The sequence below is a fragment of the Rhizorhapis sp. SPR117 genome, from assembly GCF_021742065.1.
Genome location: NZ_JAKKIE010000007.1, coordinates 38,628 through 58,867, shown reverse-complemented (window position 1 = coordinate 58,867; position 20,240 = coordinate 38,628). Strand labels below are relative to the sequence as shown.

The window sequence follows — 20,240 nt, the reverse complement described above, 5'->3', positions numbered from 1 at the left end:
GATGGCAGCACGCCCGGACAGCGGAACACATCGACGGATCGTTGGCTTCACCCGGCGCGAATGGCAGAGCACGCTCTATTTCCTGCTGCATGGTCTGGGGTTCCTGGCTTCCACGTTGCTGATCACCTGGGGGCTGTTCTGCCTCTTCTTCCTCGCGATCGGCGGCTTCTCGTTCGATGGCTTCATCCACCAGCTGAACAATTTCACGACGCGCTACGTCGCCGCCGATCCGGCTCGGACCGGCGCTTTCCTTAACATGTTCGCGATTGCGCACATGATCCTGTCCACCGCCGTCATCGCCTTTCGCGCCGATCGCATCCTGCCTCCGCGCGATGAAGAGGGAGCCTCGCGTCATGGCTGAACAACCTCAACTCGACTTTCCCGTTCCACCCTCTGCGCCTGACGTTCGTGAAGCGAAGCGCAAGATCGGGTTCGGCGGGTTCACTCGTGGCCAGATCTTTCTCGGGCTGGTGCTGGTTGCGACCATCGTCTGGGGGATGTGGGTGACCCGCGCACTAACCCAGTCGAAACAGGACCATATCGTCTCAGCGCGACTTTCGTCGCTGGTGGGCGACTATGTCGAAGCCCAGCGCTACTCGGGTTCGCCGCCCGATCGCGTGCGGGCCGAGATGCAGGCGTTCATGTCATCGCTCGACACCGAGCTGCAGCGTCGTAGCCAAAGCGGTCAAATTGTCCTTGTTGGTGAAGCGGTGCTCACCAAGAACGTGCCGGATATCACCGATAGCCTGAAGAAGGCCGTCTTCGCTGCCGGCGTGCCCGAGCCCAAACGCCTTTCGGTCGAAGAGTTGCAGCGGATGCAGGAGCTGGCAGCAGCGCAGTCCGCAGTGGCAGCATCGCGCCCAGCACCACTGGCGACGCCGGGCACCGCTGTCGATCCGATGGCTGGTGTAGCGGGCATCGGGCCGCTGGCACCGGTGGCGCCCAATGCACCGTCGCAGCGGGTTCCCGCGCAAGTGTCCGGCCCATCGGTCTCGACCTTCGGAGGTCCCGATGGCAACGGCGGCCAATGAAATCGAGCCCCTGCGCTGGCGGCCGCGGAAGCGTTTATGGGGGGCGCTGGCGGCAGCTGTAATCGGCACCGTCGTGTTTGGTGCGATCAGCGGATGGCGCGACGACCACGTCCTTCTCGTAAATGTAACGGACTCGCTACCGAACTGGGCGTTTCTCATCCACCGCAAGCAGGTCCCGGCGCGGGGACAGTTCGTCTTCTTCGATCCGCCCCACACCAATCTCGTGCGCCGGCATTTCGGTGCCAAGCCGCAGATGTTCGGTAAAGTCGTCTATGGCATGCCGGGCGACGTCGTCGCACACAACGGTTCGGTCGTGACGATCAACGGCAAACCCGTCGGTCGCATGAAGCCGCGGACCAGGGATGGCGAGCCGCTCACGGTAGGCGCCGTCGGCGCTATCCCTACGGGTTGCTATTATGTCGGCTCGCCCCACCCCGATGGCTTCGACAGCCGGTACGCCGACATTGGCTTCGTCTGCGCGCGCCAGATCATTGGCATTGGGAAGGCTATCCTATGAAGAAGATTCTTGCTGGTGTGGCGGCGGCCGCCATCCTTGTCACGGGGGTCGCTTTCGGCATTCCGGTCCGCACCGAGGCGCGTGACTATGGCCAGACCGGCCAGGCCTTTCCTGTGATCGAGCCGGACCTGCTGGCGACGATCGAGACCAGGCTGAAGCGCGCGGAAGCGAGCGGCGAGCTCGCGCGAACCAACGAGATGTTCGTCAAGCGTGCCGAAGCCAAGGTGCGGCGGCCGACGCCTGTCGGCGGGATCACACCAGCGCGCGAGTCGCGGGAATGGGATTTCGATCCCACCGTCCAGGTCGAACATGATGTTCGCGACCAGAAGGGCAACCTCATCGCGGCGGCCGGACAGCGGATCAATCCACTCGATTTCGTTGCGGTCCGACAGGACCTCGTCTTCATCGACGGGGATGACGTCGCTCAGATTGCTTGGGCGACGGCCCGGTACACTGACCTCAACGCCAAGATCATTTTCGTGAGCGGATCGCCGATTGAAGCGATGACAAGCCGAAAACGGCGCTTCTACTTCGATCAGGAGGGCAAGCTCAGCTCGCGATTTGGGATCGAGCATACACCCGCCGTCGTTCACCAGACCGGCCGCGTCATGCGCGTTTCTGAGCACGTGTTGCGTAAAGGGAGGCCAGGCTGATGCCCTTATGGCTCGACCTTCTGCGCACACCTATGGCCGCGCCCGAAACCGCAGCGCTCAAACGGATGCGCCTCGTCTGGCAGAGCCTCTGTTTCTCGACCGCGGCCGGTGCCGCATTTTTCGGCCCGATTCACCGCGCGGTCGGCCGCGGCGCATCAGGCGGGATGGCGATCCTCCTGTCTGTCTGCGTCCTTTGGACCGCGTTCTACTTCATCAGGAAGCATAGCGCGGACAGCGCCTACCTCGACACCTTGGGGAATAAGGATTGATGCGCTGGCTCCGCTCTATCGTGACCGCACTTGCGCTCGTTTTGGCCATCGGGGCTTTCGCGCCTCGAGCCGAGGCCGCGCCGACCTGCAATGGCAAGTTTGTCAACCCTATCACGGATGTCTGCTGGTCATGCCTTTTCCCGCTTTCCGTCGGCGCACTGAAGATCTGGCCGAGCAGTCGACCAGATCCGGGCAATCCGGCCTCGCCGATTTGCGCCTGCGCTGACCCGCTTCCACGCATCGGCATTTCGGTTGGCTTTTGGGAGCCCGCCCGGCTCGCAGATGTTACGATGAAGCCGTGGTGCTTTCCGAACCTTGGAGGCATCCGAATCGCTCCCGGGTTCGACATCGGCCAGGGATATCTGGCGGGTCCGTCGATGGTAGGCGGCCGATCCCAAAGCACGGCCAAGTGGCATGTCCATTGGTACGTCTATCCGCTGCTTTACTGGATGGAGATCCTGACCGACTTCGTCTGCTTCGAGCAAGCCTCGTTCGACATCGCATACATCACCGAAATCGATCCGCTCTGGCAGGACGACTCGCTTGCCGCGCTGATCAACCCTGAGGCGATCGTTTTCGCCAATCCGATCGCGCAAGCAGCCTGTGCGGGCGACTGCATCGCCGGCACCGTCAACCTTCCTCTCGACCCCCTCTTCTGGTGTGCAGGCTGCCAGGGATCGATGTACCCGCTGAATGGCAATATCCCATCCTCGATCGGGCATGTGCAGTCATCCCGGCTCGCGGTTTCACGGTTTGCCTACAAGATGCACCGCGAAGCGCTGGCCTGGGGCACGATGGGTTCGAAGGGGCTCTGCGGGAAGTACCTCATGCCGATCATGCGGAAGCAACAATATCGCTTCCAGATGGTCAACCCGATCCCCACGGTCAGTGGCCGCTTCGCCTGCTCGGCGCTCGGCGCATCCACGATGCCGCCCGACGCTGGCCGCGCCTATCCCGCCGGCGGCGAGGACATGGGCTACCTCGTGTGGCGCAAGCGCAACTGCTGTGTGTTTTAGGAGATCCAAGATGCGCCTTCTTCCCTTGGGTATCTTGGCCCTTCTTGGAATGGCAGGAGTCCCAGCGCTGCTTGCCCAAAACATCGATGGAGTTGATGTCCAAGCGGTAAAGAAACGCTCGGCTGACCTCGCAGCCGAGGCGCAGGCCTTCGTCGATCAGATAAAGGATCGAGGGGATCGGTTCCGGGAAGAGGCCGCGACGACGCGCGACGGGGGAACCGAGAATATGCGCCGCGTCGCCGCACAACGTCTTCCGAAAGGTCCAGCGGGTCCGGTCGATTTTGATGAAATCGTGCAAGGGGCGGCTAGCAATACGCAAACCAATGGCGGGGAGGCACCGCAGTTCATCGCGTTCGCCAGCCTGTCGATGCCAGACGAAGCTTTGAAGCAACTCATCCGCGACACTGCCGCTGCTGGTGGCGTGGTCGTCTTTCGCGGCTTCCCGAACAATTCTGCCAAGGAGTTCGTGGCGCGACTGAGCAGGGTGGTCAATAAAGGGCAGTTCGCAAGCATTGGCATCGATCCGCGGCTCTTCCGCGCCTTCCGGGTCCAGGCCGTCCCAACCTATGTGAGCGTTTCCTCGGACTTCGATCTCTGTGCGGGGTTTTCCTGCACGACGAAGGTTCCGCCATATGATCGCATGATCGGCAATGTGACGGTCGAATATGCCCTCAGTACCTTCGCCGAGGGCAACGGCCCCGGCGCACGAGTGGCTGCGGTGGCGCTGTCGAACATGAAGCGGACCAACCCGTGATTGCGCGGCGCCTTGTGAGCACGCTTTGCGTACTGCTCCTGGTCGCCGAGCCGGTGAGTGCGCAAACCATGACGGTAGAACAGGCTCGCGAAGAAGGCAAAGCGATGGCTCTGGAGAAGAGGAACGATTCCTCGATCGTGCCGTCGACCGATGCGCAGGCGAAAGCGGTTCCGGGCTATTCGGGAACGGACCAGCCTCAGAGCACCTATTTTGACGATCCCGATCGGCTTGTCTCCGACGCTCAGGCCATGAAATCGGGAAACGAAAGCTATCGCCTTTCGACCGATGCCGATCATATCCGGCCGACCTTCAGCAACGCAGACATTCTGGCGACCACTAATCGTGCGACAACCGTGGAGAATGACCCGACGACTTATCTCGACGACGTGGCGATCTCGAGCGGCTCGGGCGCCTGCACTCCCTTGCCTCCGCCGACAAGCGGCACGGGATATTATGAGGCGACCTGCAACCAGGGCACCAAGATCGAGGATCAGCCGCGATCCTGTGCGATTACCATGGTTCCCGAGACGACCACGACCGACGCTTACAAGTTCTTCGTCGTTCCGAATGGTGCCTATGGCACACCGTTTGCGCGCTACGATGCAATGGCCCCGCATCTCGCCGCGGGCACCTGCAAGCCCACAGGCATAGCAATGCAGGCGTGCGCCGCCCATGTCATCTACGGCGTTTCCACCAACAAGTTCTGCGACGATTATTATGCGACCGAATATGTCTGCTCGGAGAACCTGACAGATCTATCGCTGCTTCCGAGCCCGATCACCGGCCAAGGATGGCATGCCAAGACGACCGAGGCGAAGGTCACCGTCAAGCGCGTTGACGGCTGCACAGGGCTTGCAGGCGACACCATGTGCTCCGCCGATCCGGCTGGCGAGGTTTGCACGGAAGGGTTGGAGACCCGGATCATCGAGGGTGTGCCTGTGACGCAGCCTTGTTGGGCATGGAAGCGGGATTTCTCGTGCAAAGTCATGACGGCAGGAAACGACTGCGGCGATTTGGAGGCGAACTCGGCCTGCACCTATGTCCGGGACGATTGTCTGGACGATCCCCAGGACGGGCCGTGCAAAGTCACGGAGAAGGTCTATCGCTGCCCGACACCGGCAAGCAAAGTGCCGACCGGCAAGCAATATATCTGCGGAGACGACGTCTACTGCGTCAATGGCGACTGCGAGCCGATCGTTCGCGAAGCCTCCACCGAATTTCGCGATGCGCTTGTCGGCCTGCATGCGCTTGATCAAGCGGGCAAGGAATTCGACGAGAATAACTTCCGCGTGTTTACGGGTACTCGCGAAACCTGCCACAAGCCGGTTTTCGGCCTGATCAATTGCTGCGCCGGCAAAGTGTCGGGTGCCGTCCCCGTGGCGGCAGGCGCCGCGGCGCTGGCTGGCGGGCCGGCGGCGATCGCCGCGTTCGCCACCCCATTTCTCGTCCTGTTCGCGTGCAGTCAGGACGAGATGAAACTCGACATCAAGGATCGGATGGGCCTTTGCCACAATCTCGGCACGTACTGCTCATCGAGTTTTCTCGGCATCTGCTCGACCAAGCGCACTGCCTATTGCTGTTTCGAAAGCAAGCTCTCGCGCATCCTGCAGGAGCAGGGCCGCCCCCAGCTCGGCAAGCCTTGGGGTAGCGCGAAAAAGGAACAGTGCCAGGGATTCACGGTCGACGAATTCGCCCGGCTCGATCTGTCGGTGATGGATTTCACGGACGTCTATGCGGACTTCATGGATGCCGCGAAGCTGCCCGACGAGGTGCAGACAATGTCGGACATCCAAGCAAAAATTCAGTCCTACTACGATCTCCACGGCAAATGACGTGGTCCCGATGAAGCCCGCGCTGAGAGAGGCCGCCGTGCGGCTCAACATCAGGGAGAAAGTTCATGACACTGTCGCTTCTCGAGCTTCCGGTCATCGTGTCAGCGTTCGTCCTGCAGCCCTCCAGCAGTACGCCTCCCACGCCGGTGCCGACACCGTGCGCTGGCCAGCACCGCACGACGGTGGCGGACTGCTGCGTCCACGTCTCGGGGTGGGATCGGCCTGCAGACCAGATCCTCCTCACATCCCTCCGCGCCAGCTCCAGCGATGACGAAAGGAAAGCGAGCCATGTCGATCTTCGGTAAGACGTTCATCCTGACCGCCGCGCTGTCAGCCGCGATCTGGGGGCCGCAGGTCCTCGCGCAGGAAGCACCGCCGCCACAGGGCGATGCAATTGAACAGGATCGCTCCGACGACTTCTATTGTCGCGAACGGCGGCTCGGCCAATGGTTCTATTGCGCGAAGCCCAAGCCAGCGGAGGAGACCGGGTCGACGGCGCAGGTCCGGGAGGAGAGCGCGGTCGATCGCATCGCGACCATCGCCAAGCAACTGGATGAGCTGAAGGCGAAAGCCATCCTGGATCCGACCGAAACCAACGTGATCAACTATGTGCGCTTCCAGCGCGAGCAGCTCGATCGCGCGTCGACCTTCTCCGACACCTGGCAGCGCGCGCTCTGGCAGAACCCGGACCTCGACTACACGCTGCAGCGGCCCGTCTCGACAGTGGGCAAACGGCTCTGGCTGGACAACCGCCAGGCGGACCGGGATGCGGTCCTCACGAACCTCGGCCAGCGCTACGGTCTCTTCTATTTCTACGCTCAGAGCTGCGGTGCCTGCGAGGTTTTCGCGCCGATCCTGCGATCGGTCACCGACAGCCACCGCATGACGGTGATGGCCGTCTCGATGGATGGCGGGCCGAACCGCGAGTTCCCGAACTACGTCGTCGATTCCGGCCAGCGCGCACGGATGGGGATTCCAGGCAACGAGACGCCAGCGCTGGTCCTCTTCGACACCCAGACCAGGCGGACGATCCCGGTCGGCTACGGCGTGCTGAGCGCTGATGAGATCATGGATCGCATCTTCATGCTGACCAACACCAAGGTGGGGAGCGATTACTGATGGCGCGCGGGCAAAAGGGCGCGCTGCGCCGTAGGCTGAGCACCGGTCTCGCGCTGGTCGCCGCTTCGCATTTCGCATTGGTCGGCGTCGCGCGCGCCGATGTCGCCTCGCAGATGAACGGCTTCTTCAACGACGCTGGCGGTGCCGCGAATGTCACCGGGCCGACGGCGTTCCAGGGCCAGTCGGCCGGCTATTACTCGCTGGGCAATGTCTGGACGCGCTTTCCACAGAAGAGCGTTTCGCCGTTCAACCTTCAGCTCCCGAGCGCGCGAGCGGGCTGCGGCGGCATCGACCTTTTCGCTGGCAGCTTCTCCTTCATCAATGCCTCGGAGATCGTGGCCATGCTGAAGGCGACCGCGAATAACGCTCTGGGTTTCGCGTTCAAGCTCGCGATCGATTCCGTTTCGCCGGAGATCGGCAAGGTGATGGACGAGTTCAGCCAGAAGGCACAGCTTCTCAACCAGATGAATATCTCGAGTTGCGAGACCGCGCAGGCGCTCGTAGGCGGGATCTGGCCACAGATGGAGACCACACGCTCCACGATTTGCGAGGCCGTCGGCAACAGCCAAGGTGTGTTTTCGGACTGGGCTGCGTCCCGGCAAGGTTGCAACAACGGGAACCGGCGCGACAGCACGATCGCGGGCAATACCGACGCCAATATGAAGGACCAGCTCGTCGGGGAGCCGCACAATTATACCTGGGAAGCCCTGAAGAAGTCGGCCAAATTCGGAGCATTCGACCAATCGTTCTCCGAATATATCATGACGCTGGTCGGGACCGTCGTGACGACGCCGTCGACCGATCCGAGCGTGGGCGGGAAAGTCGTCATGTTCGGACCGGCGGAGGAGGCGGTGGTAACGGCCTTGCTTGACGGCACAGCTGATGCGCCGGCCGTGAAGATGCTCAAGTGCAACGACACCGACTGCTACGATGTCGGTGAGCAGACCCTGACGGTGCCGGCATCGTCGGCGTTGCGGCCGCGGATCGCGGGAATGATCCGCTCGATGAGCAGCAAGATTCGCACGGACACCGCCCTCGATGCGTCGGAGAAGCAGCTCCTGAACCTCGCCACGGTTCCGCTCTACAAGATTCTCTCCGTTCAGGCTTATGCGCATTACGCCCTCACCGATGGCGAGATCGAGACCCTGTCCGAAATCGTTGCGGTCGACCTGCTGGCGGCGATGCTCGACAATATGCTCGATCGGGTCGAGCAGGCGCAGACGCATTATCAGACATTCGACCAGGCGACCGCGACTCAGTGGAAGCAGCAGATCGCGGCCACACGGCAGAAATTTGCGCAGCGCGATGTAAAGCTCTCTAACAAGCTGCAGGTGACGATGCAGATCATCGACCGCAGCATCATGCTCGAGTCCACACTTCAAAACTCGATGACGCCGGGCATGTCATCCGCGCTGAACTTCTCACGTGGCCTGAACGCACAGGGCCTGATGTAGGGCGGGGGAGGCGGGACGATGCTCGAAGTCTTCACGGTCGGGGGCGGGGAGTATCTCGTCAACACGTTCAACGCGGTCGCCGCTTGGTCGGGCGGCGGCGGGTACCGATCACTTCTGCGGGTCGTGATGGTGATGGGCCTCATCTACTCGCTGCTCGTGGTCGCCTTCACCATGAACTTTCGCGTGTGGATGAACTGGTTTCTCCAATCAACGGCCATCTACCTCTGCCTCATGGTGCCTACGATCGATGTGAAGGTCACCGATCGGATCAATCCATCGCTCGCGCCGGCTACAGTCGCCAACGTCCCGTTGGGGCTCGGTGTCCTGGCGAGCTTCACGACGCAGATCGGAGACTGGCTGACGCGTACGGCAGAGACTGTCTTCGTAATGCCAATCGAGCTCAACTACTCGACGAACGGCATGGTCTACGGAGCGCGGCTTTTCGACGCGACCCGCAATTTCATCATTCGCGATGCCGAGTTTTCAACGAACCTTGAGGAGCACTTCAAGAAGTGCCTTTTCGGCGATGTGATGCTCTACCAAAAGTCGCTGACGCTCCTCGCGCAATCGAAAGACCTATGGGCCGACATCGGGCCCGGATCCGAGGCGCGCTCGCAGCAATGGCTGGAGCGTCAGGGAGACGGGACCGTCACCAGCGCGATTGTCACGTGCCGGCAGGCCTATGGGATGCTCGATGCACAGTGGGCACCGATGATCGAGGCGAACACTCCGATCTGGGGGAAAGAACTCTATCCGAAGCTGAGCAACTCGCTGGCTGCCGACAAGCTCAAACATGATCTGCCGATCGCGAACGCCGCGTTCACCGGCTCGGGCAGCAGTTATAGCGATTCCATGCGGCAGAACACGGCGATCAATGCGTTCATGCAGGCGCGAAATAGCATGGCGGGAGGAACGGGCGCGGCGACGATCGATACCTTCGCACAGACCCGTGCCGACATCCAGGCTCGCAATACCTACAATTCGATCGCGCAGCAGGCGATGGCGTGGGTGCCGATCCTCAACATCGTGCTGACCGTCGTATTTTTTGCGATGTTCCCGGTGATCTTCCCGCTTTTTCTGATGCCACAAACGGGGCTGGCGTCGCTCAAGGGCTATGCGATGGGGTTCTTCTACCTGGCTGCCTGGGGGCCGCTCTACGTCATCCTCCATATGATCTGCATGACGCGGGCCGAGGCAGCCTCCGCTGGTGTCGCCGCCGGCGGGGTGACGCTCGGCACCTACGCCGGAATTGGCGCGGTGAATGGGGAGACGGCGACGATTGCCGGCTTCATGCTGATGAGCATCCCGTTCCTCGCCGCGGGCCTCGCGCGCGGTGCGATGTCGATCGCCGGCCAGGCGACCTCGATGCTCGCGCCAGCGCAGAATGCGGCGGAAGCCGCAGCCCTCGAGCAGACCACTGGCAACTACTCCTACGGCAATGTGAGCTGGGCGAACGCGACATCGAATATGCGCCAAAGCGACCAGTGGTCAACGGCGCCGAGCTTCATGGGCGGTGCCACCAGCGTCGGGTGGCGACAGGACAACGGCGCGGTCGTGTCGGGTTTCGGCAACGGCCAGGAGGTGTTCGATACGAGCGGCGCGATTTCGCGATTGGGCTTTACACCCACGATGAGCACGGGTTCGGTGGCAGAATGGCGCGAGATGGCGAACGAGGCGCACCGCCAGGCGCAGGCCTATGAGAATGCCGCAGCCGACATCCTGACGGCGACCCACGCGAACCGCAGTGCCTTCGGTACCTCCACCGAACGCTCGTCGGGCTGGGAGTCGAGCAGCGGGCGTCAGGCGAATAGTTCTGTGGAGGCGTTCGACAGACGGACCGGAAGCAGTTCACAGGGCCTGGAGGAACGCGATACGATCTCTCAGGGCCAGCGGATAGGACAGAGCCACGACCGCCAGGCGCAGACGAGCGATCAGTTTTCGGGGACTGTTTCGGCCGGAATAGGCGGTCGCCAAGCGGGAGGTGGGGCTGGTGGTCGCGGAGGAGTGCTCGGTCGTCTTCCCAGCATTGGGGGAAGTATTTCTAAGTCAGGCAGCCAAACAGACGCATTGCGTCACACCACAGATGAAACCCTTGGTAGTGACAGTGCCAACACATCGTCGAGTGGGGTGCGGGACGAACATGCCAGCGGCAGCGGCGCGACGATGTCCGATGGGACTTACTCACGCAGCGGCAGCTTCAGCCGAGCTTCTGCGACATCGTCCGCGTCGTCGAGCACGGAGGATTCACTGGCGCGGGCGAAGTCCTATTCGGAAACGGCTCGCCGGCTTGAGGAGCTTTCCCAACAGCTTTCACGCGATGCGAGCTACGCTGAGACGCATGGCATGCAGCTCAGCGAAAATCTGAGCCAGGATCTTGCGCAATGGTATCGGCACCAGCAGGTCGAGAACCCGGGTCTTGAAGCGCCTGAGCTTTGGGCAACCGATCTGACCGACCAGCAGCGTCTCGTGCGCCAGGAAATGATCACGCGCTGGATGCACGACAAGCAGGATGGCATTCGAGCCGAGATTGCGGGCCGCCTGCACGACCCGGACCTCGTTGACGTGAGCCGGCCAAGCGTCTCGAGCGCGGCAGACGTCAAGACATCTTACCGTCCGCACGGACCCGGGCGATTGGCCGCCGGCCCTGCCGGTGCTGGCGATGTGGGCGCCGCCGCAATCATCGAGGCCGGCAAGGGCGAGTTGAATAACGATCGAGCAGCGGCTCAGACGATACGAGGGCAGCGCGTGCTGGGTGCCGTCGATCTGGAGCAGGAAGTGAACCGCGATCATGATCGCGGCTTCTTCCAGGATCCCAAGCTTCGCGAATAGGTCAGAGCAGGTAGAACATAGCTCCGACAAAGCTGACCATCAGAGCATAGGCCAAGGCATAGCCGATCATTCCGCCACGCGTCGGATTGCCCTCCTGGTCGGTGATCATCTCGATTTCCGGGATTTCTTCCTCGACGATCGCGTAAATGGGACCGGCGGAGAGATCCTTTGTTCGATTGTAAGTCTCTATGTCAAATTTGGCGAAACGCATCGGCTTTCTCCGCGCCTCCACCATAGTGCGTTCGAGGTTTGTTCGCAACTGCTTACGTGATACGGCTCAGCTGCGTTAGCGCGCGAAATGCCCCGCTGGAGGAGCGATTTCGCGAACTGGACCAGTCTTGATGAATTAACCTTCAAGGTGTATATTGGGATGGCGATCAAGCGGAAGCCGCATCATAATCTGGCTGCGGTCCGGGCGAAGTTCGCGCAGGTTGAGACCTTGGAGATCACGCGCACTGCCGTCCAGGGTGCCCGCGCTCTGGGCTATTCGCTGGGAGACATTGTTGAGGTGGTGCAAGCACTTGAAGCCGGCGACTTCATTAAGTCGGAGACAGCGCACAATCCGCCCAACTCGAAGGTATGGCACGACACCTACAACATGCCGTGGGACCAGCGGTGGCTGTATCTGAAATTCGCAGGCGAAACGTTGATCGACGTCGCGCTCACATCGTTCAAAGAGGTCGGCAATGATTGAGACGCGCATCCATCCCGAGACCGGCACGCTCCTGCGACGCAGCGTGCGTCCGCAGACGGTGAAGTTCGGCTCGATGACGCGCACCGTCGAGGTGCCCGGTTGGTATCCCGACGATGATGGCGACGCGATTCATTCCGGGGCCGATCTCGCCGAATCCGATCGCGTGTTTCGGGAGCTGAAGAAGGCCTATGCGGCTCATGTCCGCGAAGTCCGCAAGCGCTTGAAGCTGACACAGGAAGAAGCCGGATATCTGATCGGCGGTGGTCGCCGGGCCTTCCAGAAATATGAAAGCGGGGCCATGTCGCCGAGCGATGCGGCTGTGGGCCTGATCGAGCTTCTCCATCGGCATCCCGAGGAGGTCGAGTTCCTGAAGTCCATTCGGTCAGCAGCATAGAGCATGAACCAAAGTATGTATCTTACGGGGTTCAGCCCCGTTCATCGTTCTCACAAGACGGGATGCGCCGGGCTATGCCGCAGGAATATGTCGGGTCCGCCTTTAACATTGAATTATAGGCGATAGCTATACCGTTGGCATATTAGGATGGGAAATTCCGAGGCATTGATCGACCTTGGAATTTATGCCATAGATATGCCATGAAGGTAGGTCGAACTGATAAATTGAGGTCGTTGCTCGATGCATGGGAGCCACACACGGTGGCGACCAGCCCGCATCTCAAGGCGCTCGGTCTGACAGCACAGGACCTACAGAACTATAAATCCTCGCAGTGGCTCGTCTCGTTGGGTCGGGGCGCATTCAAGCGCCCGATGGAAACCGTGACCTGGCAGGGAGCGCTTTACAGCGTTCAGTCCCAGCTGAAGCTGCCGGTCCACGTGGGCGCGCTCACGGCGATCGAGATGACGGGAAATAGCCACTATGTGCGCTTCGGAGAGAGCAGGGCCTACCTCTTCTCGCCGCTGCACGTGGTTCTGCCGGCATGGTTTCAGGCGCATTGGGGGGGGGAGGTCCGTCATATGCAAACCAAGCTCCTGCCGGACGATATCGGGCTCACCGAGCACCGCACCCCGGAAGGCTATCCATTGACAGCCGCTACGTCCGAGCGGGCGATACTGGAGCTGCTGCATCTCGCGCCAAGGGAATTCGATCTCGTCGAGGCCTGCCAGATCGTGGAGGGCATGACGTCGCTTCGCCCCAAGCTCATGCAGTCCCTGCTCGAGGCCTGCACATCGGTGAAAGTCCGGCGGCTGTTCCTCTACCTTGCGGAACGGGCGGACCTACCGGTCATGCGGCACGTGAAGGTGGACCAGATAGATCTGGGCTCCGGCGATCGCAGCCTTGCGAAAATGGGGCGGTACGTCCCGAAATACAGACTGCTCCTCCCCAGGGAGCTTGTGTCGAGTGGCAACTGACCAATATCGTGACCAGGTTCGCCTGCTGTTGGACGTCCTGCCTTTGGTCATGGCGGAGCCGGCCTTCGCATTGAAAGGCGGCACGGCGATCAACCTGTTCGAGTGGGACCTCCCGCGGCTCTCGGTCGATATCGATCTAACCTACCTTCCCCTCCAAGACCGGGCGGCCTCTCTGCAGGCGATCGGCGAGGCGCTTGCCCGGATCAAGGTAGAAATCGAACGCCGCCTCCCGCCAACCCGCGTGACCCAGACCCGGAATGGGACGCCTTCCCATTGCCAGCGCTTCGAGAGCTGCCCGCTCCTCAATTCAAGTTGGTAAACATCCGCAAATTTCGAAAGGCGCAGCCGGAACGACACGCAGCGGGTCTCATCGCGCTGGAAGCAGCTCTCGAGAAATAGCACGCGGTAATGCGCATCGCGGGAGAGCGCCCGATTGCTTCGTGGGTCCGGGCTGAGAGATTCGAATTCATCCACGAGTTGAAATCGTGTTGGTTTTGGAGTATATGAAACTGACTCAACAGGAATGATCGAATGGTTCGCCCAGCAAATATCGGTTTCGTTGATGCGGATCGCATCCTCCACGACCGCATTGTGGCGAGCACCGACCGCATCATCAAGATGATGCCGGCGGCGGCAAAGGCGGCGGCGATAAGCAGCGTCGACGTGCCGAGCCTTGTCTTCCATCTCGCGCTTGGCATCCCGGCGGTCGAAACGGATAATCCGGAAGCCGCGGAAAGAATTACGAACGCCATCGCCTTCAAACGGCGGATGATCGACGCCGCAGGCGGCGCGCTGACGGCGGAGAAGGTGCGCACGCTGTTGGGGCACAAGACGATCCAGGCCGTCTACAAGGCAGTCAAGGATCGCCGACTGCTGATGGTCGAGGATAACGGGACACAACTCTTCCCGGCATTTCAGTTCGACGGCAATGCGATTCTCCCCGGGATTGCAAAGGTTCTCGGTGCCACGCCGAATACAACGGGCTGGGCCGTCCTGCAGTTCCTCGTCAGCGGCGATGAGGGGCTCGACGGAACGAGCCCGATCGCATTGCTGAAGGGCAGCGATGCGGAAGTTGAGCGCCTAGTGCGTTTCGCCCGTACGCTCGAAGATTGACGCAATATGGGAGCGAAAGGCGGGATACCCGTGGCGACGATCGCGACGGGGCGAGTGCTTCATCGCGTGCACGCCGCGACGGTCGCGGCCAAATGGTATGGCCGCAAGGACGCGACCTGGCGTTGGGACGATCCGGACGGCAAATTCGGTGTGCTCTATTTGGGCAAGACGCTCGTCGGCCCCTTTGCGGAGACCTTGCTGAGGAGGCCGACGGACCGGGATGTCCTTTGGGATCAGGTCGCCAGGAGACGCGCTGCAAGCTTCTCCGCAACGCGACCGATCCGGCTGGCGAAGGTCCACGGACCGGGTCTCGGCTGGTTTAGAACGACCACCGCCGGAGTCTCGGCCGACTTCGATCCGGTGGATAATCCTGGCGCGTATGCGGTGCCGCAGCGGATCTCAGCGGAAATCTACAGCACCACCAGCCTCGATGGTATCCAGTACCGATCGCGGTTCGACAACGATGAGCTTTGCATCGCGCTGTTCGATCGGGCCGACGCGGCAATCTCCTTGGACACGGAGGGTGTCGCCATCGCCAAGGACTGGACCCGGACTGTGCTCGGCGATCGCGGCTACACGCTGATCGAACTCTAAAACTTCGAAGCTGCCCGGGCCGCTTACGGCGCGATGCCGCTCGCAGGCCGGTCAAATGGTCCGGCCAACCAAGAGCTCAGATATTCGGCGACCATCGCGAGAAAATGCTCGCGCTGATCAGGCTTGGCGATCGTGAACCTCTCCAGCGGCCAAGCCAGAAGCCGGTCGAACGGGCGCGGATGGATAGCGAATCGCGAGGCGAGCGGAACTTCCAGCTCGGCCGCCGCCGCGGCGAACAGGGCCCGCTGGACGTGGCCATTGCCGTCGAGAAAGGGGTGGATCTTCCCAAACCAGCAGAAGAGGTGGGTCAAGGTCAGGAGCTGAACATAAGGCGTGGCAGCTCGTGCCGGGACCAGTTCGCGCCGAACCTCGGAAAGCATGAAATCGAGCGCGGCAGTGACCTTCTGAGGTTCCTCGAATGCGAAGCTCTTCTTGAGATCGAAAATTTGCGGGGCGCCCATGCGCCGTCCCTCGAGCGAGGTGCCGACCGTGCCCCGATAGGTGCCAGCATATTCGGTGTAACCGGACGGCGTGAACTCGGCAAACAAGGCTCGATGCAGGTCACGCGGGTCGGTCAGAATGGACATCCGATAGGTGGGGTCGGCGAGGATACGCTGCTGAAGCTCGGCGCATGCCCGCGTCATTGCCGCATCATAGTCCGGCATGGCGTAGGCCTGCCATTCTGGCGCCACGCCGCTCGGCGTCATAAGAACTCCTCGCCGGCATGATCGTCGAAGATCGCCGCATCGCGGACATAGCCCGCGACTGTGTCGAGCGACTTGTGCCGCGAATGGTCCTTCATCTTGAACAGGTTCGCACGCTTGGCGGCCGCCTCGGTCAGGAACCCCGCGCGCAGCGAATGTCCGGAGAAAAGGGTCGGATCTAGCCCGGCCGTCGACGCGCAGACTTTGACAAGACGGGCCACGGTCTTGTCAGTGATCGGGTCCACTGTGAGCGCGTCACCCCGTGTCAGCCGACGGAACACGGGGCCAGTCCGCGGCTTGCCGGTCGAGGGATCTAGACCCTGCAGATCGGCAGCCTGAAGCCAGTCGGTGAGAAGAGCCACGGGCCGGATGCGGCGGCCCTCGGGGATCGCGATCTCCTGGCCTTCAGCCTCCTGATCGCCTTTCGAGCGGGGGATGGTGATCCGCACGCCGGACGTCTCGAAGGCGAGATCGGGGAGTTGCATCGCCGCGATCTCGGAGCGGCGGAACGCGCCTGCCATGCCGACCGCGAGAATCGCCCGGTCGCGCCTTGCCCGCAGGCCTGTGCCCTGGATCGTCGCGAGCATGGCGGTGAGCACGTCCGCCGCCGCCGGCGTCTTCTGGTCCTTCTTCCGGGAATATTTGCGGCGCACGCCTGCCATCATCTGGGCGATGACGCCGGCGGCGTCCCGCGCGCTGGGCGACGCGAGACCTGCCTCCTTGTGATGATGGTTGATCGCTGCGATCCGTCGGCCGATCGTGACCGGAGCAATGCCGGCGTCGGCCTCGACATGCGCGAACAGGGCAACGATGTCGGGGTGCGCGGGCAGCGCTTCGACATTGCGCGCGTCGCAGAAGTCGCAGAACCGCTCCCAATCCGAGGCATAGGCTTTCTGGGTCGAACCGGCCTTGGCCGTGGCAAGCGTATCGCGCGCGCCTTCGATCTCGGCGAGCAGGTCGGCCGGCAGGTTGGTCGAGATCGGAAGCAGGTCGCGGGCCATCACGTGAAGCCTAGCGGCGCCCTCTCCCGAAGCCAATTCCTATGTCCGAGAATCGCGTTTATCGGACATAGCGCTTCTTGCGATGGCCATGACTGAGCGGTGCGCCGATCACTTCTGGCCGCTATTGGTACTTATTCCCTCGATTATCGAATGCGGGCTTCGTGCCCTCGAGAACATTGACGACAGCTTGGTTAAGCGCGGGGTCTTCGATCGAGCCCGCGAGATATGTGATGCTGCACATAGCTTTCCGGTCGAACTCCGCGAAGATTATCTGTTCCGCATCGCACACGACGGCCAAGTTTGGGTTGTGCGTCACCATGATGATCTGCCTGTTTTCTTTTGCCGCGTTGAGGACTGGCACGAGCAGACTAACGATCGTTTCATTGTCGAGATTTTCCTCGGGCTGGTCGAGGATGATGGGATTTCGCTTCTTGTCGACCAAAAGGTAGAAGATCAGAAGCAGTGCCCCGCGCTGCCCCGGCGAGAGTTGTTCGATTGGCGTGTCCTGGAACAATAGAGTGTATTTGGGCTCAAGATACTCAAAGCTGTATATCAAATCATACACTTCCGTCGGCGCCCTGTCCTTCCGCATTAGCCCGTTGAGGTCGGCTTGGTCTGACGCCCGCTGACGTGCCGCATCATGCAGCAGTTTATGAAGATCGTCGGCGAGCGCCAAAGCGCCTGCCTCGGTATCAAGATCCTGCGCTTCAACACGCGCCCTTATGGCGGCCCGGCTTTCATCTTCGCCGCGCAGCTCTCCAATACTCTGCTTAACAAGGGAAAACAGCCGTTCTGAAACCAGATCGTGATAAGCCGCGAGATGGGATCGAAACTGGAGGCGATATTCGTCCCGTATCAGGCTGTTCTCTGAAATGACTTTCTGAAGAGGCTCAAAAAGTTTCTGGCGTTGATCTCGTTGTAGCGCCAGAATATGGAAAATCTGGGCTGCAAGCACAGTGCGTTGCGCGCGTCGCTCATCTAGTATGCGTGGAAGCTGGTCCAGTTGGGACAGTCGTGCTTCCAGCCCCAGCTTGCTGTCCGGCACATCAGGCGCGCCTTCGATTTCGCCTACGGACATCTGCCACGTCTTCATGGCGTTAAGATGGTCTTGGTAAGCTCGCTGTGGTCCGTTGAGCGCTTCGGTGGCTTGTTCGGCGCGGCCGGAATAGTCCGCTCTTTCTTTTTTGATCGCCTCAATCCGGGCGGCTAGGGTCCCCATTTCTCGCTCCGCGCCGGAATCTACCTCGCGCACCTTTCCTTCGTTAATCTCAAAAGTCAGGATATCGGGCAGCCGCAACCCAAGCAGTTCCAACTGCCCGGCGATTTCGGTACCCGCCGCCGCGATCTGCTCCCGAATGAGCGCGAACCGCTCGAGAACATCGCGCGCCGCTTTCCGCTGCGCGGAGAGTCTCGTCAACGCTTCGCCAATAGCCTTTTCTTCGTCGGCCAACGCAGCGATCGCCGTGGAAATCTCTGCCAGCGTAGCGGCGGCGGTTTCCTGATCAGGCGTAAGAGTCTCTGCAGGAGCGGCGATCGCAGGTGGTTTGCTTAGCTCCAGCTCCGCCAGTTGAACGGATTTCAAATGGATTTGTTCTTCGATATTCTTTCTAATCGAAGGATGGAGTTGGTCCTCTGTTCCGGCGATGAGACGGTTCAGGGTAACCAGATTCTTTCTGGCTTCATCTAGCCGCGCGCGAAGGGTGCTCTCCTGCGCCTCGATGAGCTGGTCGAAGTCAAGTGCGCCCAGACGGTCTTCAGCTGGTATGTGAGAGAAGATAACGGACCGAAGCTCACGTTCGAAGTTCTCTGATTTGCCGGTCACATGCTCGTTGCACAGAGCCTCGAAACGCCCCTGCGGCACATAACGGACCATCTCCACTCGATCAGGGGCCGGGTTGGCAGCTAGATTCGCTTGGCTCGGCTCTCCGGCCAGCCAATCTAACTTGCCATAAAATTGCCGCGCCGGCTCGCCGGCTTTGCCTCGAAATCGATCCGCTTTTAAAAACGAAAAATGAGCATGTTCTTGCGAGTTTCCAACGAGTGCCAGCACATCCGCTAGGGCACTCTTTCCGCTGCCTTTGTTACCGATGATCGCCACGAGATCCGCGTTGAAGGGAATTGCGCAACCGTCGAACCAGGTCTCTGCCAACGAACTGCCATCGACCTTCGAGAGGGACACAGTGTCGATGTAAAAGGTCTTGTTCGCAGAGATCCGCTGCAACTTGGGTGGCGTAAGGCCTATGTGGCATCGCTTGAACGGCTCTTTGATGGCTTGCTGCAGGCCCCGCCACGTGGGGTCGGCCTTGATCCATGTGATCCGCTGAGAGGGGAAGTCGCCATATCCGCGCGCATTGTTGTCACCAGCGGTCCCACGTAATTGGTGCGCATCGCTGCCTGAAACTGGCAGCCGAGGGATTCCTCCGATCGATTCCTGGAAGGCATCGAAAAAACTCTCGTTCTCTGGGCACTTGCGACCGACGAAGGCATTCCAGAGGCCTTCCTTTCTGGTCTCGAAGATTGGCGAGCTGTCAAATAGGCCGATTGCGTAAGCGTAATGTTCCTGATGCTTGACGGATGCGAGCCCATCGTTCGTTTCGAACGGCATGAAACCTAGAGCCATGCCGTCTGGGACCGCCCGAACCGCAGCTTTGTAGCTGTCGACATTGAGCTCCGCTATCACGTAGCCAGCGCGGAGCGCCGTCTCGTCGCTCGCCATGACCTCGGCTTTTTCAAAGCTGTGGGTCTTCAATTTGTCTGCGTTGGCCGCCCGGGCGTAGGCGATGAGAGCGTGAGGAGAGAGCGGCTGGCCGGTGATCTCGAGCTTCAGGGCCGAAAGGAAGTCTTTGAGATGCTGATCGGGAATTTCATCCGAAAATAGAACGTGCGCGTTCAAGCGCCCTTGGATCGGCGCAGCAAGCCGTAGCTCGATGCCGGGGAAAACGGTCTTTTCTAGTCCGGGACCCGTCCCTTCGCTTAGCCGCCGTTTCAGCGCGAACCACCCATCGAAACCCCAATAATCCTGGATGGCGTAGACCGCCGGAGCGGTATCATTGATCGCCGTTATCATCTCGTCGATCAACTCGTTGTCCCGGCTTGTGCATCCACTCGCTGAGAAGCGCTCTCCCTTCCAATGAAAAGAAGCAGGAGTGTGGATATGCAGATCCCACTGCCGCCACTCGGATCCGCGAGGAAAATGCTTTTTCACGCCCATTTTCTAATCCCCCCAACATCTCGTCTTTATAGCGCCTGCCCGAACTGTTGCTGTCACGCGCCATCCCCGGCAGTGCGCAGG

General features: G+C 61.0%; 22 protein-coding genes. 18 read left to right on the top strand and 4 right to left on the bottom strand.

What is annotated here, in order from left to right; genetic code table 11:
• Position 1 precedes the first annotated feature (1 nt).
• From L3X40_RS04610 to L3X40_RS04555, 12 genes are all read left to right on the top strand, one after another.
• A complete protein-coding gene (locus L3X40_RS04610) occupies positions 2–361 on the top strand; it encodes a hypothetical protein (RefSeq protein ID WP_237364597.1) in 360 nt (119 codons plus the stop codon).
• Entirely contained in the window at positions 354–1,031 is a 678-nt protein-coding gene (locus L3X40_RS04605; RefSeq protein WP_237364596.1) for a type-F conjugative transfer system protein TrbI, read from the top strand. The genes L3X40_RS04610 and L3X40_RS04605 overlap by 8 nt, the downstream gene beginning before the upstream one ends.
• Entirely contained in the window at positions 1,012–1,548 is a 537-nt protein-coding gene (locus tag L3X40_RS04600) for a S26 family signal peptidase (protein ID WP_237364595.1), read from the top strand. Before L3X40_RS04605 ends, L3X40_RS04600 begins: the two co-directional genes overlap by 20 nt.
• Positions 1,545–2,201 carry a type-F conjugative transfer system protein TraW gene (traW, locus tag L3X40_RS04595; RefSeq protein WP_237364594.1) on the top strand — a complete coding sequence of 219 codons (657 nt, stop codon included), beginning with the start codon at positions 1,545–1,547 and terminating at the stop codon, positions 2,199–2,201. Before L3X40_RS04600 ends, traW begins: the two co-directional genes overlap by 4 nt.
• Before the next feature lie 32 nt (positions 2,202–2,233).
• Positions 2,234–2,470 (top strand): hypothetical protein, encoded by a 237-nt coding sequence (locus tag L3X40_RS04590; protein WP_338331125.1) that lies wholly within the window; start codon positions 2,234–2,236, stop codon positions 2,468–2,470.
• Positions 2,470–3,486 (top strand): conjugal transfer pilus assembly protein TraU, encoded by a 1,017-nt coding sequence (gene traU, locus L3X40_RS04585; RefSeq protein ID WP_237364592.1) that lies wholly within the window; start codon positions 2,470–2,472, stop codon positions 3,484–3,486. The genes L3X40_RS04590 and traU overlap by 1 nt, the downstream gene beginning before the upstream one ends.
• A 10-nt stretch (positions 3,487–3,496) precedes the next feature.
• The gene (gene trbC / locus L3X40_RS04580; RefSeq protein ID WP_237364591.1) at positions 3,497–4,240 is read left to right on the top strand and encodes a type-F conjugative transfer system pilin assembly protein TrbC; all 744 of its coding nucleotides are present in this window, start codon (positions 3,497–3,499) and stop codon (positions 4,238–4,240) included.
• On the top strand, positions 4,237–6,072 hold the full coding sequence (locus L3X40_RS04575; protein ID WP_237364590.1) for a conjugal transfer protein TraN: 1,836 nt from the start codon (positions 4,237–4,239) through the stop codon (positions 6,070–6,072). The genes trbC and L3X40_RS04575 overlap by 4 nt, the downstream gene beginning before the upstream one ends.
• A gap of 65 nt (positions 6,073–6,137) precedes the next feature.
• The gene (locus tag L3X40_RS04570) at positions 6,138–6,377 is read left to right on the top strand and encodes a hypothetical protein (RefSeq protein WP_237364589.1); all 240 of its coding nucleotides are present in this window, start codon (positions 6,138–6,140) and stop codon (positions 6,375–6,377) included.
• Positions 6,361–7,191, top strand: a complete 831-nt coding sequence (locus L3X40_RS04565) for a conjugal transfer protein TraF (protein WP_237364588.1) — start codon at positions 6,361–6,363, stop codon at positions 7,189–7,191. The genes L3X40_RS04570 and L3X40_RS04565 overlap by 17 nt, the downstream gene beginning before the upstream one ends.
• 53 nt (positions 7,192–7,244) lie before the next feature.
• Complete coding sequence (locus L3X40_RS04560) at positions 7,245–8,645, top strand: conjugal transfer protein TraH (RefSeq protein WP_401531486.1); 1,401 nt, start codon at positions 7,245–7,247, stop codon at positions 8,643–8,645.
• An 18-nt stretch (positions 8,646–8,663) separates the two neighbouring features.
• Positions 8,664–11,474, top strand: coding sequence for a conjugal transfer protein TraG N-terminal domain-containing protein (locus L3X40_RS04555; RefSeq protein ID WP_237364586.1), 2,811 nt, complete (start codon positions 8,664–8,666; stop codon positions 11,472–11,474).
• A 1-nt stretch (position 11,475) separates the two neighbouring features.
• Here the strand turns inward: L3X40_RS04555 and L3X40_RS04550 are convergent, their stop codons facing one another.
• Entirely contained in the window at positions 11,476–11,685 is a 210-nt protein-coding gene (locus L3X40_RS04550) for a hypothetical protein (protein ID WP_237364585.1), read from the bottom strand.
• A gap of 87 nt (positions 11,686–11,772) precedes the next feature.
• Between L3X40_RS04550 and L3X40_RS04545 the strand changes: the two genes are divergently transcribed.
• From L3X40_RS04545 to L3X40_RS04520, 6 genes are all read left to right on the top strand, one after another.
• On the top strand, positions 11,773–12,168 hold the full coding sequence (locus L3X40_RS04545; protein ID WP_237364584.1) for a type II toxin-antitoxin system MqsR family toxin: 396 nt from the start codon (positions 11,773–11,775) through the stop codon (positions 12,166–12,168).
• Entirely contained in the window at positions 12,161–12,562 is a 402-nt protein-coding gene (locus L3X40_RS04540; RefSeq protein WP_237364583.1) for a type II TA system antitoxin MqsA family protein, read from the top strand. Before L3X40_RS04545 ends, L3X40_RS04540 begins: the two co-directional genes overlap by 8 nt.
• Before the next feature lie 200 nt (positions 12,563–12,762).
• Positions 12,763–13,536, top strand: coding sequence for a type IV toxin-antitoxin system AbiEi family antitoxin domain-containing protein (locus L3X40_RS04535; protein ID WP_272907922.1), 774 nt, complete (start codon positions 12,763–12,765; stop codon positions 13,534–13,536).
• Positions 13,526–13,855 carry a nucleotidyl transferase AbiEii/AbiGii toxin family protein gene (locus L3X40_RS22295; RefSeq protein ID WP_445177151.1) on the top strand — a complete coding sequence of 110 codons (330 nt, stop codon included), beginning with the start codon at positions 13,526–13,528 and terminating at the stop codon, positions 13,853–13,855. The genes L3X40_RS04535 and L3X40_RS22295 overlap by 11 nt, the downstream gene beginning before the upstream one ends.
• Positions 13,856–14,067: 212 nt before the next feature.
• Positions 14,068–14,649, top strand: a complete 582-nt coding sequence (locus tag L3X40_RS04525) for a hypothetical protein (RefSeq protein WP_100239919.1) — start codon at positions 14,068–14,070, stop codon at positions 14,647–14,649.
• Positions 14,650–14,679: 30 nt separating this feature from the next.
• On the top strand, positions 14,680–15,243 hold the full coding sequence (locus L3X40_RS04520) for an RES family NAD+ phosphorylase (protein ID WP_237364581.1): 564 nt from the start codon (positions 14,680–14,682) through the stop codon (positions 15,241–15,243).
• 23 nt (positions 15,244–15,266) lie between these two features.
• On the opposite strand, the gene L3X40_RS04515 is transcribed toward L3X40_RS04520, so the two are convergent.
• The 3 genes from L3X40_RS04515 to L3X40_RS04505 form a co-directional block, all read right to left on the bottom strand.
• On the bottom strand, positions 15,267–15,950 hold the full coding sequence (locus tag L3X40_RS04515; RefSeq protein ID WP_237364580.1) for a Fic family protein: 684 nt from the start codon (positions 15,948–15,950) through the stop codon (positions 15,267–15,269).
• Positions 15,947–16,948 (bottom strand): site-specific integrase, encoded by a 1,002-nt coding sequence (locus L3X40_RS04510; RefSeq protein WP_100239917.1) that lies wholly within the window; start codon positions 16,946–16,948, stop codon positions 15,947–15,949. Before L3X40_RS04510 ends, L3X40_RS04515 begins: the two co-directional genes overlap by 4 nt.
• A 121-nt stretch (positions 16,949–17,069) precedes the next feature.
• A complete protein-coding gene (locus tag L3X40_RS04505) occupies positions 17,070–20,159 on the bottom strand; it encodes a TrlF family AAA-like ATPase (protein WP_029624422.1) in 3,090 nt (1,029 codons plus the stop codon).
• Positions 20,160–20,240: the final 81 nt, after the last annotated feature.

Bases quoted from the DNA above. Each gene is read 5' to 3' on its own strand.
- L3X40_RS04610 (WP_237364597.1), top strand. From the start codon at position 2: ATGGCAGCACGCCCGGACAGCGGAACACATCGACGGATCGTTGGCTTC.
- L3X40_RS04605 (WP_237364596.1), top strand. From the start codon at position 354: ATGGCTGAACAACCTCAACTCGACTTTCCCGTTCCACCCTCTGCGCCT.
- L3X40_RS04600 (WP_237364595.1), top strand. From the start codon at position 1,012: ATGGCAACGGCGGCCAATGAAATCGAGCCCCTGCGCTGGCGGCCGCGG.
- traW (WP_237364594.1), top strand. From the start codon at position 1,545: ATGAAGAAGATTCTTGCTGGTGTGGCGGCGGCCGCCATCCTTGTCACG.
- L3X40_RS04590 (WP_338331125.1), top strand. From the start codon at position 2,234: ATGGCCGCGCCCGAAACCGCAGCGCTCAAACGGATGCGCCTCGTCTGG.
- traU (WP_237364592.1), top strand. From the start codon at position 2,470: ATGCGCTGGCTCCGCTCTATCGTGACCGCACTTGCGCTCGTTTTGGCC.
- trbC (WP_237364591.1), top strand. From the start codon at position 3,497: ATGCGCCTTCTTCCCTTGGGTATCTTGGCCCTTCTTGGAATGGCAGGA.
- L3X40_RS04570 (WP_237364589.1), top strand. From the start codon at position 6,138: ATGACACTGTCGCTTCTCGAGCTTCCGGTCATCGTGTCAGCGTTCGTC.
- L3X40_RS04565 (WP_237364588.1), top strand. From the start codon at position 6,361: ATGTCGATCTTCGGTAAGACGTTCATCCTGACCGCCGCGCTGTCAGCC.
- L3X40_RS04555 (WP_237364586.1), top strand. From the start codon at position 8,664: ATGCTCGAAGTCTTCACGGTCGGGGGCGGGGAGTATCTCGTCAACACG.
- L3X40_RS04550 (WP_237364585.1), bottom strand. From the start codon at position 11,685: ATGCGTTTCGCCAAATTTGACATAGAGACTTACAATCGAACAAAGGAT.
- L3X40_RS04545 (WP_237364584.1), top strand. From the start codon at position 11,773: ATGCCCCGCTGGAGGAGCGATTTCGCGAACTGGACCAGTCTTGATGAA.
- L3X40_RS04540 (WP_237364583.1), top strand. From the start codon at position 12,161: ATGATTGAGACGCGCATCCATCCCGAGACCGGCACGCTCCTGCGACGC.
- L3X40_RS04535 (WP_272907922.1), top strand. From the start codon at position 12,763: ATGAAGGTAGGTCGAACTGATAAATTGAGGTCGTTGCTCGATGCATGG.
- L3X40_RS04525 (WP_100239919.1), top strand. From the start codon at position 14,068: ATGGTTCGCCCAGCAAATATCGGTTTCGTTGATGCGGATCGCATCCTC.
- L3X40_RS04515 (WP_237364580.1), bottom strand. From the start codon at position 15,950: ATGACGCCGAGCGGCGTGGCGCCAGAATGGCAGGCCTACGCCATGCCG.
- L3X40_RS04510 (WP_100239917.1), bottom strand. From the start codon at position 16,948: ATGGCCCGCGACCTGCTTCCGATCTCGACCAACCTGCCGGCCGACCTG.
- L3X40_RS04505 (WP_029624422.1), bottom strand. From the start codon at position 20,159: ATGGGCGTGAAAAAGCATTTTCCTCGCGGATCCGAGTGGCGGCAGTGG.